Here is a 13,743-nt window from a genome sequence, read left to right on the forward strand (position 1 = left end):
TTAATATTACTTTAAGTCAGAAAAATCCTGGCAGAAAAATATTCTTATAAGCGGAATAATCGGACTCATGCTAACTTAATGAATTGTAAGGCAGTCCGCTGACTTACTTAGCCTTATGAGACGATTCGCATCGCTACTTTTCGCTGTGCCGCGCCGCTTTTTCCGCAGGAAAAGATATTATTTGTAATTTTTCGTGATAGCTCAATGAAATCCTATTCATAGTGGCTTATAGTTATATCAACGAACATAAATCAGCATATGTCTCTGGTCAGAGCAGAAGTTCCCATCCTGAATCAGCCTTTGGTTAGTAAAAAAATTACCACTCAGAAGGGGATGCGTTATGGACGAATACTCGCCGAAAAGGCATGATATTGCGCAGCTTAAATTTCTCTGCGAATCGTTGCACCAGGAGTGCCTCGCCAATCTGGAAGAGAGCCATCATGGATGGGTTAACGATCCCACATCAGCCATCAACCTGCAGTTAAATGAGCTGATTGAGCATATTGCAACCTTCGCGCTGAATTATAAAATTAAGCACGACAAAGATAATAAACTGATTGAATTGATCGACGAATACCTTGATGACACGTTTATGTTGTTTAGCAGTTACGGTATTAATACACACGACTTACAGAAATGGCGTAAAACAGGCAGCAAGCTGTTTCGCAGTTTCGTCAATGTAAGCAAGGCTAATCCAGTAAGTCACTCTTGTTAATTTTTCAACACTAAGGTAAAGATATGTCCGAAAAACCATTAACAAAAATTGATTATTTGATGCGTTTAAGGCGCTGCCAATCAATTGATACGCTTGAACGCGTTATTGAAAAAAATAAATACGAACTGACCGATGACGAGCTTACGGTGTTTTATTCAGCGGCCGATCATCGTCTGGCTGAACTGACCATGAATAAGCTTTATGACAAAATCCCCTCGTCGGTGTGGAAATTTGTTCGCTAATTCTTCTCAATGTTAAGAGATGTTATTTCTGCCACAGTCAATCGTTCAACCTCCGTACCAGGTACACTCTAAAAAATGAATGATGAAAAACAGAAAATGATCGCCGGTCTTCCCTACCGGGCGGGCGACGACACTCTGCGCGCCGATCGGCTGCGCGCGCGGCACCTGCTGCACCGTTACAACCACTCCAGCCCGGATGAAAAAGCAGAACGTAAAGCGATTCTTGCCGATCTGCTCGGGCAGAGCGAAGGGGCTTATATCGAGCCCACTTTCCGCTGCGACTACGGTTACAATATTTTCCTTGGCGAAAGCTTTTACGCTAATTTCGATTGCGTAATGCTCGATGTCTGCCCGATTCATATTGGCGATAACTGTATGCTGGCTCCGGGCGTTCATATATATACGGCGACGCACCCGCTTGATCCTGTCGAGCGAAACAGCGGCGTGGAATATGGTAAGCCGGTCACGATTGGTCACAATGTGTGGATTGGCGGACGCGCGGTGATTAATCCGGGCGTTACCATCGGCGATAATGCAGTGATTGCCTCCGGCGCAGTGGTGGTGAAAGATGTACCTGCCAATGTGGTCGTCGGCGGCAACCCGGCACGTATTATCAAACATCTGACCGAAGCAACCGTTTAGTAACTGTTATCTTTTTTTGTGGCAAAACTGTTACTTTTTTCACACTGGACGGCAACTTAAAATAGCGTGTCCACCTGCAAATCAGTATCAATAAAGGCCCAAGATGACAGAAATACAGCGGCTGCTCACCGAAACGATTGAAGAGATCAACCAGCGCGAGAAACGGGACAACCGACCGCGCTTCAGCATCAGTTTTATTCGCAACCATCCGGGTCTGTTTATCGGCATGTATCTGGCCTTCTTTGCGACCCTGGCGGTGATGCTGCTGTCCGACACCCTTATCGGCTCCGTCTGGCTGCTGGTGGTGCTTTTCATCGTCCTGAACGGTTTCTTCTTCTTTGATGTTTACCCGCGTTATCGCTTTGAAGATATCGACGTGCTCGACTTCCGCGTCTGCTACAACGGCGAGTGGTATAACACCCGCTTTGTGCCGCAAAGCCTGATCGACGCGATTATGCAGTCGCCGAAAGTCAGCGCTGAAGAGAAAGCCCAGCTGGAAAAGATGATCACGCGTAAGGGCGATCTGTCGTTTTACGACATTTATACCCTCACCCGCCCGGCCTCTGCGCAACCCACCGCGTCTGTGGCTCAGCACTCTGCCGGTTAAGCCGGCATGCTGCCGCGCGTAACAGCGCGGCACGCTCCTCCCTCTTTTCAGGAATATCTCTCCTTTGCGATTTGTGGTCTGATAAAAACCGACCGCCACCCGCCTTCTCAAGGAGAAACGATGACTCAGCTGAATCAATATCAACAACCTGTCGGCGAGGCCCTGCCCGACTGGCAGCCCCGCCCTTTTCCGCAACGTCTCACTTTTGAAGGCCATTTCTGCCGCCTCGAACCGCTCAGCGTCGATCATGCTGCCGCGCTGTTTCAGGCGCACCAGCAGGCACCGGATAACCGAAGCTGGACCTGGCTCACCCGCGAGCCGGAACAAAACGAAGCGGAGTATCGCCACTGGGTTGAGAGCAACTGTGCGCTGCGCGATCCCATCCATTTTGCGGTGATCGATCTGCGCACCGGCAAACCGGTCGGCAGCCTGGCGCTGATGCGTATTGATAGCGAGAATGGGGTGATGGAGGTGGGGCACGTGCATTTTTCGCCGCTGCTCAGCCGCACTCCTGCGTCGACGGAAGCGCACTGGCTGTTGATGCGTTATGCCTTTAACACGCTCGGCTATCGCCGCTATGAGTGGAAGTGCCACAGCCTGAATGAACCGTCGCGCCGGGCGGCACTGCGGTTAGGTTTTCAGTTTGAGGGGCGCTTTCGCCAGGCGATGGTGCGTAAGGGGCATAACCGCGATACGGACTGGTTTTCGATTATTGATGGCGAGTGGCCCGCCGTTGACCAGGCGCTGCAACGCTGGCTTGCCGCCGATAACTTTACCGCCGACGGCAAGCAGCGCGCTTCGCTGGCATCGCTTCGCGCTTAACGTCTCTTCTTCTTACCCTGCACCGCTTTAAAGCGCGGGTTCGATTTGCAAATCACATAGATACGCCCCTTGCGCCGGACAATCTGGCAGTCAGGGTGGCGTTGCTTTGCGCTGCGCAATGAATTGAGTACCTGCATGGTTTACGCCTTCTTATCGTTAAAGAACCGGCCATAGCGCTGCTGGAACCGCGCCGCGCTGCCTTCACTGGAGATCACTTTCTGCTTACCGGTGTAGTAAGGGTGCGACGCAGACGAGACCTCAATGGTGATATAGGGATATTTCACCCCTTCAAGCTCAATTTCCCGATCCGTTCGGATGGTCGAACCCACTTTGAAGTATTCGTTGGCGCTGGTGTCGTGAAACACCACGGTGCGGTAATGGGGATGGATATCAGGTCGCATAATTCACTCATCTGTTTTGTTATAACATAACAAAAGTCTATCGGAGATGTGTTGCCATTTCAAGCAGCGCGCGTTATGCGTTTTTCGCAAAAGCACATGATCCTGCGCGGTCATAAATTAGAAAAGAAGGTTATTGGTTCAATTTTCTCGCCTGAGGCAAGCTGAGTTAAACCCGCTAACAGGAGAAGATCATGCGTTGTTGTTGCCGCCCAACCCCGAACCTGACACATCCCCCTTTATCGACTATTTGCGGAGAAAACAGTGAACGCAGCCACCTTACCGGTTCTCGATCTCGCCCGTTACACCAGCAGCGCTGAACGCGATGCCTTCCTCGCCGACCTGCGCCACGCCGCGCGCGACATCGGCTTTTTCTACCTGATTAACCACGGCGTCGACGACGCTTTACAGCATGCCGTGCAGCGCGAAGCGCGCCGCTTTTTCGCTCTCACCGAGGCGCAAAAAGAGCAGGTAGCGATGATCCACTCTCCCCACTTTCGCGGCTACAACCGCGCCGCATCGGAGATCACCCGCGGCCAGCCGGACTGGCGTGAACAGTTCGATATCGGCGCCGAGCGCCCGGCGCTGTTACTGAGCGAAAGCGATCCGCGCTGGCGACGGTTACAGGGGCCAAATTTATGGCCAGAGGCCTTACCGACGCTGAAGCCCGCCCTGCTCGACTGGCAGCGCGCCATGACATCGATGGCGCTGCGCCTGCTGCGCGCCTTTGCCGAAGCGCTGCAACTTCCCGCCGATGCGTTCGACGCGCTGTATGGCAGCAAGCCTAACGAGCACATCAAACTGATCCGCTATCCCGGTCAGCACGCCACGCAGAGCGCGCAGGGCGTCGGGGCGCATAAAGATTCCGGTTTCCTCAGCTTCCTGTTGCAGGATGAGCAAAAAGGGTTACAGGTCGAGGTCGCGCCCGATCGCTGGATCGACGCCGCGCCGCGAGCTGGCAGTTTCGTGGTCAATATCGGCGAACTGCTGGAGCTGGCGACTAACGGCTATCTGCGCGCCACGGTGCACCGGGTGGTTTCCCCGCCAGCGGATCGCGAGCGCCTCTCCATCGCCTTTTTCCTCGGCGCACAGCTGGAAGCCAATGTGCCGCTCTACACCCTCCCCCCTCATCTGGCAGAGGAGGCGCGCGGGCCGGAGAGCGATCCGCTCAACCCGCTGCTGCGCGATGTGGGCTGGAACTACCTGAAAGGCCGCCTGCGATCCCACCCGGACGTGGCGGAACGTTACTACCGCGATGTGCTGCGCAGCCGCACAGAACAGCTGATCGCCTGACGCTAACTACAAGGAAAAGACCATGAAATATGTCGCATTGACGCTGGCAGGTGCCGCGCTGTCTCTCTCGCTGGCGGGCTTCGCCGCCCAGGCCGCGCCCTTACGTGTCGCCGCCGATCCGGTGCCGCACGCCGAGATCCTCAACTACATTAAAACCCTCGATCCGAAGCTCGATCTGCAAGTGGTGGAGCTGAGCAACGGCGCGAATGCCAACGAACTGCTGGCAAATGGCGACGTCGACGCCAACTACTTCCAGCACCTGCCCTACCTGAAAGATCAGGAGAAGGTGCTGGGCAAGCCGTTTGCCGTGGCGGCAACGGTGCATATCGAGCCGCTGGGCATCTACTCGCGCAAATACAAAAACTTTACCTCGCTGCCGGATAACGCCACCGTTGCCGTGCCCAATAACCCCACCAACCTGAGTCGCGCGCTGTTTCTGCTGCAAAGCCAGGGGTTGATAAAACTCGACGCTAAATTTACCGATCCGGCCACCACCCAGGCGACGCCGAAAAACATCGCTGAAAACCCGAAACACCTGAAGATCCTTGAGATCGAATCCCCGCAGATCCCGCGCTCGCTGGATGATGTCGATTTGGCAGTGATCAACGGCAACTATGCACTGGAAGCGGGGCTAACACCGGCAAAAGATGCGCTGGGGCTGGAGAGCGCGGAGCATAACCCCTACGCCAATATTCTGGTCACCACGCCACAGCTTGCCAACGATCCGCGCATCAAAGCGCTGGCTAAAGATCTCACCTCACCGCAGGTGGCCGAGTTTATTCGCAAGCGTTATCACGGTTCGGTGATCCCGGTCGCGCCGCAGTCATGATTGCCATCGAAGGGCTGAGTAAAATCTATGCCGGAACAGGCCGACCGGCATTAAAGGATCTCTCGCTGCACGTACCGAAGGGGGCGATCTACGGCATTCTTGGGCGCAGCGGTGCGGGAAAAAGCACGCTGATCCGCTGCCTTAATCTGCTGGAGCGGCCCACGGCGGGCCGCATTATCGTCGACGGCTGCGACATCACCCGGCTTGATAATGCCGGGCTGCGCGCGCACCGCCTGCGTACCGGCATGATTTTCCAGCACTTCAATCTTCTTCATGCCCGCACGGTGGCGCAAAATATCGCCGTGCCGCTGGAGATTGCCGGCGTGCCGAAAGCGCAGCGCCAGTCACGCATTGAGGAACTGCTGTGGCTGGTGGGGTTGAGTGATAAAGCGCACGCTTTCCCCTCGCAGCTTTCCGGCGGGCAGAAGCAGCGCGTCGGCATCGCCCGCGCGCTGGCTACCCGGCCGCAGGTGCTGCTGTGCGATGAAGCGACCAGCGCCCTCGATCCGCAAACTACCGCCTCGGTGCTATCGCTGCTGGCGGATATCAACCAGAAGCTGAATCTGACGATTGTGCTGATCACCCATGAGCTGGAGGTGGTGAAAACCCTCTGCGATCACGCGGCGCTGCTGGAGGATGGCGAGCTGATTGAGCATGGCAAAATCGCCGATCTGCTGATGACGCCGCGATCAAAACTGCGCCAGTCGCTGTTACACGATCCGCAAAGCGAGCAGGCGTTTCTCGCCCGCCACGGTTTTAACGGGAGGCCATTATGCGTGGTGGCATGAGCTGGGACGAACTCTGGCCGCTGCTGGTGAACGGCACGCTGGAGACACTCTATATGGTCGGGCTGGCGGCGCTGTTTACCGTGCTGATTGGCCTGCCGCTTGGCGTGCTGTTATTTATCTCGCGCCGCAATGGCCTGGCACCGATGCCAATGCTGAATGCCGTACTCGGCAGCATCGTCAATGTCGGCCGCTCACTGCCCTTTATTGTGCTGCTGATTGCGCTGATCCCCTTCACGCGCCTGTTGATCGGCACCACGCTGGGCAGCACGGCGGCGATTGTGCCGATCACCATCGGCGCCTTTCCCTTCTTTGCGCGCTTAACGGAAAACGCCCTTGATGAGGTTGAGTATGGTCGTATTGAAGCGATCCTCTCGATGGGCGGCAACCTGTGGCATGTGATTGGCAAAGCGCTGCTGCCCGAAGCGCTCCCCTCGCTGCTGGCGAGCATTACGCTGACGGTGGTGATGCTGATTGGTTTCTCGTCGATGGCAGGCGTGATTGGCGGCGGCGGGCTGGGCGATCTTGCCATCCGCTATGGTTATCAACGCTTTAACGACCAGGTGATGGTCGGGACGGTAGTAATTCTGGTGGTGCTGGTGCAGGGCGTGCAGATGGCAGGAGAGAGGCTGGTGCGCCGCCTGGCGCACCGACGTTAAGCTACTGTTTCGCCAGCAGCAGCGTGGTGAGTGCAAAGGAGAGCACCAGCGCAATCGCCACGCCCGACAGCGCAAAGATAAAGTAGGGGCCTATGTAGGCTGGCAGGCTGAAGATGCTCGACAAAATATAGCCGTAGAGCCGCACGCCGAAGAAGGCGATAAAGGCTGAGGCCAGCGAGCTGGCAACGGTAGCGGCAATAAAGGCTTTTTTGTAGCGTGTTAAGACACCAAACAGCGCCGGTTCGGTAATGCCGAGCAGCGCTGAAATGGCTGCCGACAAGCTGACGCTCTTCTCCTGGCGATCTTTACTCAAGCGCCAGATAGCAAAGGTGGAACCGGCAATCGCCATATTGGCCATAAACATCATCGGCATCAGCATGTCATACCCGCGATCGCTGAAGTTTTGCAGCGCAATCGGCGTCATGGCGTGGTGCATGCCGGTGAGGATCGCTACCGGGCGAATCGCCCCCACCACCAGCCCGGCGAAGCTTGCCGAAATACTGAACAGCCCTTCAATAAACAGCGCCAGCCCTTTGCCGAGCCAGATGCCGATGGGGCCAATCACCACCAGCGCTGCCAGCGCACCGAGGAACAGCGTCAATGTTGGCGTAAAGACGGTCTTCAGCACCTCCGGCATAATGCTGTCCACCCAGCGATGGATATAGCTGAGCGCCAGCACCGAGAAGATCACCGGGATCACGCTTGCCGAGTAGTTAAAGACGGAAACCGGGATGGCGTTAAGCAGCCAGAAGGCGCTGACTGCCCCCTCCTGATGCGCTGCCAGCGCTTTCGCCGCCTCGATAAGCGAGGGATACATCAGGCAGGCTGCGACCGCTGCCGCCAGATATTCATTGGTCTTGAATATTTTTGCCGCCGAGACCGCGAGGAAAAAGGGCAGGAAGTAGAAGACGCCGCTGGCAATCAGATCGATAACGATCACCGTATCGCTTTTCGCCGAGATGACGTTGAGGGCAATCAGCCCGGCCAGCAGCCCTTTGATCATTCCCGCCCCGGCAATGGCAGGCACAATCGGCCCAAAGACGCCGGAGACCGTATCCATAAACAGCGACACCAGGCTTTTGCGCCCCTTCTCTTTCGCAGCCGGTGCTACCGGCGCGTTGCCGAGAGCGGCGAGAAGTTGCTCATACCAGCTGTTGACCTGCGGGCCAATCACAATCTGGAACTGGTCGCTTTGCAGCTGCGCGCCCAGCACGCCGGGCACTTTTTTAATCTCCGCCTGCTCCACTTTATTGTCATCCACCAGCGAGAAGCGCAGGCGCGTCATACAGTGCCAGACGTTATGAATATTATCCCGCCCGCCCACCAGGCGAATAATATTGGTGATGGCTTCTTGCGTGCCCATAAAAACTCCTGCCGGATGCGTTGTTGTTTTAGTCATTGCTACCAAGGGTAGAGAAATGCAGGAAGCAAAACAAACCAATAAAATATGAAATCCGTCACACTTTGCCGATATCAAGCATTCATTAACGCAACAAAGCGCAAATTGGTCTGGTTTTTAATTACATTAACAGGTGAAATCTGACCAAAATATTTATTCGAAAAAAGCGTTTACCTCGCGGCGAAATTAGGGCGAAGATAGTGGCCATTCCCCGCTTATATTTCGCTGTAAAGGAGTTCCCGTGACGCCAACGCTTATCCAGAATATCGACTGTTTTATTACCCGCCCCGACAGGCATAACCTGGTCGTGGTGCGGGTAACAACCGATAAAGGTGTCATCGGCCACGGCTGTGCGACCTTTCAGCAGCGCCCGCTGGCGGTCAAAACGGTGGTGGATGAGTACCTGAAGCCGCTGCTGATTGGTCGCGATGCCAATAACATTGAAGATCTGTGGCAGATGATGAGCGTCAACGCCTACTGGCGTAACGGCCCGATCCTTAATAACGCCATCTCCGGTGTTGATATGGCACTGTGGGATATCAAAGGCCAGCTCGCCGGGATGCCGCTCTATCAGCTGTTGGGTGGGAAGTCCCGCGATGCCATCGCCGCCTACAGCCACGCCAGCGGTGAAACCCTCGACGAACTCTTCGACTCGGTCGATAAGCTTGTGGCACAGGGGTATCGCCATGTGCGCTGCCAGCTTGGTTTTTACGGCGGTACGCCTTCGCAGCTGCAAACGCCGGACAACCCGACGCCGGGCGCCTATTTTGACCAGCAGGAGTATATGCGCAACACCGTCGCCATGTTTAAAGCGCTGCGCGAGAAGTATGGCGACAGCCTGCATATTCTGCATGACGTGCATGAGCGCCTCTTCCCGCAGCAGGCGGTGCAGCTGGCGAAGCAGCTTGAGCCTTATCAGCCCTACTTTATTGAAGATATTCTGCCGCCCGCGCAGAGCGGCTGGCTCGATCAGGTGCGCCAGCACAGCAGCGCGCCGCTGGCGATGGGCGAGCTGTTTAACAACCCGGCGGAGTGGCACGATCTGATTGTGAACCGCCGCATCGACTTTATCCGCTGCCATATTTCACAGCTTGGCGGCATCACCCCGGCGCTGAAGCTGGCGGTGCTCTGTCAGGCCTTCGGCGTGCGCCTGGCCTGGCACGGCCCGGGCGATATGACGCCCATCGCCGTGGCGGTCAATACCCATCTCAATATCCATCTGCATAACGCCGCGATTCAGGAGTATATCCCGCGCTCCGCGACCACGGATGCGGTCTTCCCCGGCGCGCCGCAGGTGAAAGCCGGTTTTGTCTATGCGCCGGAAAAACCGGGCATCGGCGTTGGGTTTAATGAAGAGGAGGCGCGCGCCTGGCCCGTCACCTACCGCCCGCATGAGTGGACGCAGAGCCGCCTCACCGACGGCACCATGCACACGCCGTAACTCAGCCGCCGCCCTGGCGGAAGGTCAGGTTTTCGCGGTTATGGGGGATGACATAGGTACAGCTGTAGTTGATATCGATAATGTCGCTGATCTCGTAGACCTGGCCGCCCTCAAGAATGCCGCGATTGCTGATATGCATCGCCGGGCTGCCCTTTTTACAGCCGAGCAGCGCGGCCTGATCGCGGCTGACGTTCACCGCCCGGTAGGTGGTGAGCAGGTGGGAAATTTGATACCCCTTGCTTAAAACATACTGCTGAAGTGAGCGCTCAATCACCTGCTGATTGAGATCGGCAAAACCCTCCACCGGCATGCGTGAAATCTCAATCTGCACCGCCTGCTCATCAACAAAGCGCAGGCGGCAAAACTGCCAGATAAAGCTCTCATCGCTCAGGCCAAAGATCTGCTGCTCATCGCGGTTCGGCCGCTTCTTATGCAGGCTTACCATGCGAAAGCGGATCTGATCGAAGCGCTTCTCGGTGATTGAGTTGTAGACCAGCGGGTTGTTGCGCGCCTGTTCATTAATCCAGATGCCGGAGCCCTGCACAATGCGCACCACGCCAATGCTGGCAAGCTTCTCCAGCGCCTGGCGGATGGTGAAGCGCGACACGCCATACTCCTGCGCCAGCTGCCGCTCCGGGGGGAGTTTGCGCGGGCCTGGCGCACTGTTCTGGTAAATTTTGCTGAGCAGATCCTGCGTGACGAACTCTTTTTTCTTCATCCACCCCTTCCCAACGCGAACCGCCACCGGCGCATGTTATAGCCACAGACCGGTAAAGATACCCGATGTCGTGCGGGAACAACATGCCCGGCGCGGAACCGGCGTCTACGCCTGCTGCCAGCGCAAGCGGTAACGCACCCGCTCCTGCTGCAAAATAAACTCCGGCGAGACGCTCGGGCTCCAGGAGTCATCCCCGCCGACGCCCATATGGAAGGCGTCGAGATGCAGCCAGCAGCCCGCCTCTTCGCGCAGCAGATGGTGGTGCGTCGTCTCCCGCAGTTGAGTGTCGCTGTAGCAGCCAAGGGAGAAGTGGAACTGCCCCTCCAGCTGATGCCCGCCACACTGCAACAGCCGGGTGTCGCAGCGCAGGCCATTTTCGCCGGGGAAGATATAGGGCGTATGCAGCGCCGCCAGCGGCTGCGTCCAGCGCCCCTGGCAGGCCGCGAGTTTACGGTCAGGGTAGTTTTCATGGGGGCCAAGACCGAGCCAGCTCACCTCTGCCGGACGCTCAGCAAGCTGGCACACCAGCCCGATGCGCGCCGGCGGCGGAATATCGTTTGCCACCACCACCTCAATATCGGCCTGTAACCCGCCGGTCCTATCAATCCGCCACGTTTTCTCGCTGATAAAAGCGCTTTTCCCGGCACCGATCCAGCGGTGAATCGTGCGCAGCGTTACCTCTTGTGCGGTCTCCTGCACCTCAAAACTCAACAGCTCGGCGCGCAAATCGTACATTCCCGCCGCTTTCCAGCGCTCTACCCAGGCATTGGGATCGATACGTGTCACTTCACTGACGCCGATATCGTTATCGAGCGGTGCGCGGGTAAAACAGTCGGTCACCGGTGTCAGCAGCGTCTCCTGCCCGTCGCGCCACCACTGCACCAGATCTCCGCGTTGGCGGCAGAAGGCCCAGCGCTGATTGCCCTGGGTAACGGTGTAGGTTTCATTACTGACCTCAAGCGTCGGTCGCTCGCCCTGTTCATCAGGCGCCTCAAAATAGAGCGGTGCCGGTAAGCGCCACTGATCCCAGGCGCAACGATGCCAGGCCGCAGACCACGCCGTCGCCTCGCGCTGGTAAACCTCAACGTTAAGCCACAATTCGCCCGGCGCAGCGGTCAGCTCCGGCAGATCCAGCGCGATCTGCACCTTGCCCTGCGGTGCAATCACCAGCGCGGTTTCGCCCTGCGCCAGCACCTCGCCGTCGCGCTCAACGCGCCAGCGCAGCACTTCGTTATCGCTGGTGCGGAACAGGTATTCGCTGGTCACTTCCATGATCAGCGGTGAAGCGCTGAGCAGAGAAAACTGGAAAAACTGCTGCGCGCGCTGCGCTTCGAACAGCGCCGGGTGCGGGGTGCGATCCGGGAAAACCAGCCCGTTCATGCAGAACTGCCTGTCATTTGGCGTATCGCCAAAATCACCGCCGTAGGCCCAGAAGGGCTGCCCGTCTGCGCCAATTTTTGTCAGCGCCTGGTCAACCCAGTCCCAGACAAAACCGCCCTGCAAACGCGGCGCGGCGCGAAACGCCTGCCAATATTTGGCGAAACCGCCAAAGCTGTTGCCCATCGCATGGGCATATTCACAGAGGATCAGCGGCCGGGTCTCATTGGGCATGCCGATCCACTTTTTGATCGACCACTTCGGCACTTCAGGAAAAGGTTGATCCTGGTCGACGCGGGCATACATCGGGCAGATGATATCCGTCGCTGCGGTGTTCGCCCCGCCCCCTTCGTACTGTACCGGGCGCGTTGGATCGGTGCTCTTCAGCCAGCGGTACAGCGCATCGTGATTCGCGCCATGCCCGGACTCATTGCCCAGCGACCAGATGATGATCGACGGATGGTTGCGGTCACGCTGCACCATGCGCGTCACGCGCTCGCTCATCGCGGGCAGCCAGCGCGGGTCATCCGCCAGGCGGCTCATCGGCACCATGCCATGCGTTTCAATGTTGGCCTCATCCACCACATAGAGACCGTAGCGATCGCAGAGGCGATACCAGAGCGGGTGGTTAGGATAGTGGGAGCAGCGCACGGTGTTGAAGTTATGCTGCTTCATCAGCTCGATATCGCGCCGCATGGTCGCTTCATCGACCGCCTGGCCGTGCTCCGGGTGGTGCTCGTGGCGGTTAACGCCGCGGATCAGCAGCGGTTGGCCGTTAAGTTTCAATAAGCCCTGATGGATCTCAACGTGGCGGAAGCCGACATCGCAGGCTTCAACTTCCACGCAGTTACCCTCTTCATCGCAAAGCGTCAGCGTCAGGCGATAGAGGTTCGGCGTCTCCGCGCTCCACAGCAGCGGCGACTCGACCGGCAGCGTCAGGCTCAGGCGCTCCGCCCAGTTGCCGCGCTCATCGACCACCGCGCTGCCAGGTGTCTGTTCGCCAGAGGCGATCTTTTCGCCATTGCGCCACAGCACCGCCTTCACGCGCGCTCCGGCAAACTCGCCTGCCAGCTCCACCGCCACCTGCACGCTTGCGCGGGTAAACTCCGCGTTGAGCACGGTGGTGTAGTGGTAGTCAGCAATGTGCAGCGCCGGTTTATGTTGCAGCGAGACGTCGCGAAAGATGCCGCTCATGCGCCACATATCCTGATCTTCGAGATAGCTGCCGTCGCACCAGCGCAGCACCATCACCGCCAGGCGGTTTTCGCCTGCGCGCAGCACCGCGCTGAGATCGAACTCCGCTGGCAGGCGGCTATCCTGCGAGTAGCCGACCCACTGCCCGTTGCACCAGAGATGGAAAGCAGAGTTCACGCCGTCAAACACAATCCGCGTCTGCCCCCCGGCGATTGCCTCAGCGTCTACCTCAAATGTGAGCGAGTAACAACCGGTTGGGTTCTGCTGGGGAACAAACGGCGGGTTAACGGGGATCGGATAGGTCACATTGGTATAGATGGGCGTATCGAAGCCCTGCATCTGCCAGTTGGAGGGCACCGGCATTGCCACAGCGTCGGCGCAATCCTGCTCGATCCACTGCTCAGGCACCGCTTCCGGCGAGGCAAAAAAACTAAATTGCCACAGGCCGTTCAACGAGCGATGCGAGGGTGACTCCGCTTCATCGCGCGCGGCGGTTTCATTGCGCCAGCTGCGCATTGGGGCATGCGCCGCCAGGCGATGCCACTGGGTGACAACCGGGTTTTCCCAGTCGCGACGGGAGAGTAATGAAGCAAGGGTAGATGGCATAACAACCTCTTTTGCG

15 protein-coding genes are annotated in these 13,743 nt (G+C 57.4%); 10 read left to right on the plus strand and 5 right to left on the minus strand.

Features of this window, described 5'->3' with window-relative positions:
- Positions 1-340 precede the first annotated feature (340 nt).
- The 5 genes from tomB to ABIC80_RS19505 all read left to right on the plus strand — a co-directional run bounded on the left by tomB (position 341) and on the right by ABIC80_RS19505 (position 3,028).
- The gene (gene tomB / locus ABIC80_RS19485) at positions 341-715 is read left to right on the plus strand and encodes an Hha toxicity modulator TomB (protein WP_042714473.1); all 375 of its coding nucleotides are present in this window, start codon (positions 341-343) and stop codon (positions 713-715) included.
- Between the two features lie 23 nt (positions 716-738).
- Positions 739-957, plus strand: a complete 219-nt coding sequence (locus ABIC80_RS19490) for an HHA domain-containing protein (RefSeq protein ID WP_023478287.1) — start codon at positions 739-741, stop codon at positions 955-957.
- A 75-nt stretch (positions 958-1,032) separates the two neighbouring features.
- The gene (gene maa / locus ABIC80_RS19495) at positions 1,033-1,599 is read left to right on the plus strand and encodes a maltose O-acetyltransferase (RefSeq protein WP_429178335.1); all 567 of its coding nucleotides are present in this window, start codon (positions 1,033-1,035) and stop codon (positions 1,597-1,599) included.
- Positions 1,600-1,702: 103 nt separating this feature from the next.
- Complete coding sequence (locus ABIC80_RS19500; RefSeq protein WP_042714469.1) at positions 1,703-2,206, plus strand: YlaC family protein; 504 nt, start codon at positions 1,703-1,705, stop codon at positions 2,204-2,206.
- Between the two features lie 120 nt (positions 2,207-2,326).
- Positions 2,327-3,028 carry a GNAT family N-acetyltransferase gene (locus tag ABIC80_RS19505; RefSeq protein WP_429178337.1) on the plus strand — a complete coding sequence of 234 codons (702 nt, stop codon included), beginning with the start codon at positions 2,327-2,329 and terminating at the stop codon, positions 3,026-3,028.
- Here the strand turns inward: ABIC80_RS19505 and ykgO are convergent.
- Together ykgO and ABIC80_RS19515 are read right to left on the minus strand one after the other, a co-directional pair.
- Positions 3,025-3,165: a type B 50S ribosomal protein L36 gene (ykgO, locus tag ABIC80_RS19510; protein WP_023478279.1), complete on the minus strand. Its 141-nt coding sequence runs from the start codon at positions 3,163-3,165 to the stop codon at positions 3,025-3,027. The two genes, ABIC80_RS19505 and ykgO, sit on opposite strands and share 4 nt — an antisense overlap.
- Before the next feature lie 3 nt (positions 3,166-3,168).
- Positions 3,169-3,429 carry a type B 50S ribosomal protein L31 gene (locus ABIC80_RS19515; RefSeq protein ID WP_023478283.1) on the minus strand — a complete coding sequence of 87 codons (261 nt, stop codon included), beginning with the start codon at positions 3,427-3,429 and terminating at the stop codon, positions 3,169-3,171.
- A gap of 261 nt (positions 3,430-3,690) precedes the next feature.
- Here ABIC80_RS19515 and ABIC80_RS19520 point away from each other — a divergent pair, with 261 nt between their 5' ends.
- The 4 genes from ABIC80_RS19520 to ABIC80_RS19535 are packed head-to-tail and all read left to right on the plus strand — an operon-like array spanning position 3,691 to position 6,992.
- Positions 3,691-4,719, plus strand: coding sequence for an isopenicillin N synthase family dioxygenase (locus tag ABIC80_RS19520; RefSeq protein WP_263753084.1), 1,029 nt, complete (start codon positions 3,691-3,693; stop codon positions 4,717-4,719).
- 22 nt (positions 4,720-4,741) lie between these two features.
- Entirely contained in the window at positions 4,742-5,548 is an 807-nt protein-coding gene (locus ABIC80_RS19525) for a MetQ/NlpA family ABC transporter substrate-binding protein (RefSeq protein WP_042712879.1), read from the plus strand.
- Positions 5,545-6,336: a methionine ABC transporter ATP-binding protein gene (locus tag ABIC80_RS19530; protein ID WP_200581032.1), complete on the plus strand. Its 792-nt coding sequence runs from the start codon at positions 5,545-5,547 to the stop codon at positions 6,334-6,336. The genes ABIC80_RS19525 and ABIC80_RS19530 overlap by 4 nt, the downstream gene beginning before the upstream one ends.
- Positions 6,333-6,992, plus strand: coding sequence for a methionine ABC transporter permease (locus ABIC80_RS19535; protein ID WP_429178376.1), 660 nt, complete (start codon positions 6,333-6,335; stop codon positions 6,990-6,992). The genes ABIC80_RS19530 and ABIC80_RS19535 overlap by 4 nt, the downstream gene beginning before the upstream one ends.
- Position 6,993: 1 nt before the next feature.
- On the opposite strand, the gene ABIC80_RS19540 is transcribed toward ABIC80_RS19535, so the two are convergent.
- On the minus strand, positions 6,994-8,355 hold the full coding sequence (locus ABIC80_RS19540) for a PTS transporter subunit EIIC (RefSeq protein WP_429178339.1): 1,362 nt from the start codon (positions 8,353-8,355) through the stop codon (positions 6,994-6,996).
- 277 nt (positions 8,356-8,632) lie between these two features.
- On the opposite strand from ABIC80_RS19540, the gene ABIC80_RS19545 reads away from it, so the two are divergent.
- The gene (locus ABIC80_RS19545; protein ID WP_042712881.1) at positions 8,633-9,832 is read left to right on the plus strand and encodes an enolase C-terminal domain-like protein; all 1,200 of its coding nucleotides are present in this window, start codon (positions 8,633-8,635) and stop codon (positions 9,830-9,832) included.
- A gap of 1 nt (position 9,833) precedes the next feature.
- On the opposite strand, the gene ABIC80_RS19550 is transcribed toward ABIC80_RS19545, so the two are convergent.
- Together ABIC80_RS19550 and ABIC80_RS19555 are read right to left on the minus strand one after the other, a co-directional pair.
- Positions 9,834-10,550: a GntR family transcriptional regulator gene (locus ABIC80_RS19550; RefSeq protein WP_312201075.1), complete on the minus strand. Its 717-nt coding sequence runs from the start codon at positions 10,548-10,550 to the stop codon at positions 9,834-9,836.
- A gap of 105 nt (positions 10,551-10,655) precedes the next feature.
- The gene (locus ABIC80_RS19555; RefSeq protein ID WP_429178341.1) at positions 10,656-13,727 is read right to left on the minus strand and encodes a beta-galactosidase; all 3,072 of its coding nucleotides are present in this window, start codon (positions 13,725-13,727) and stop codon (positions 10,656-10,658) included.
- Positions 13,728-13,743: the final 16 nt, after the last annotated feature.

The sequence above is a fragment of the Kosakonia sp. 1610 genome, assembly GCF_050435845.1.
Taxonomy (GTDB): domain Bacteria; phylum Pseudomonadota; class Gammaproteobacteria; order Enterobacterales; family Enterobacteriaceae; genus Kosakonia; species Kosakonia cowanii.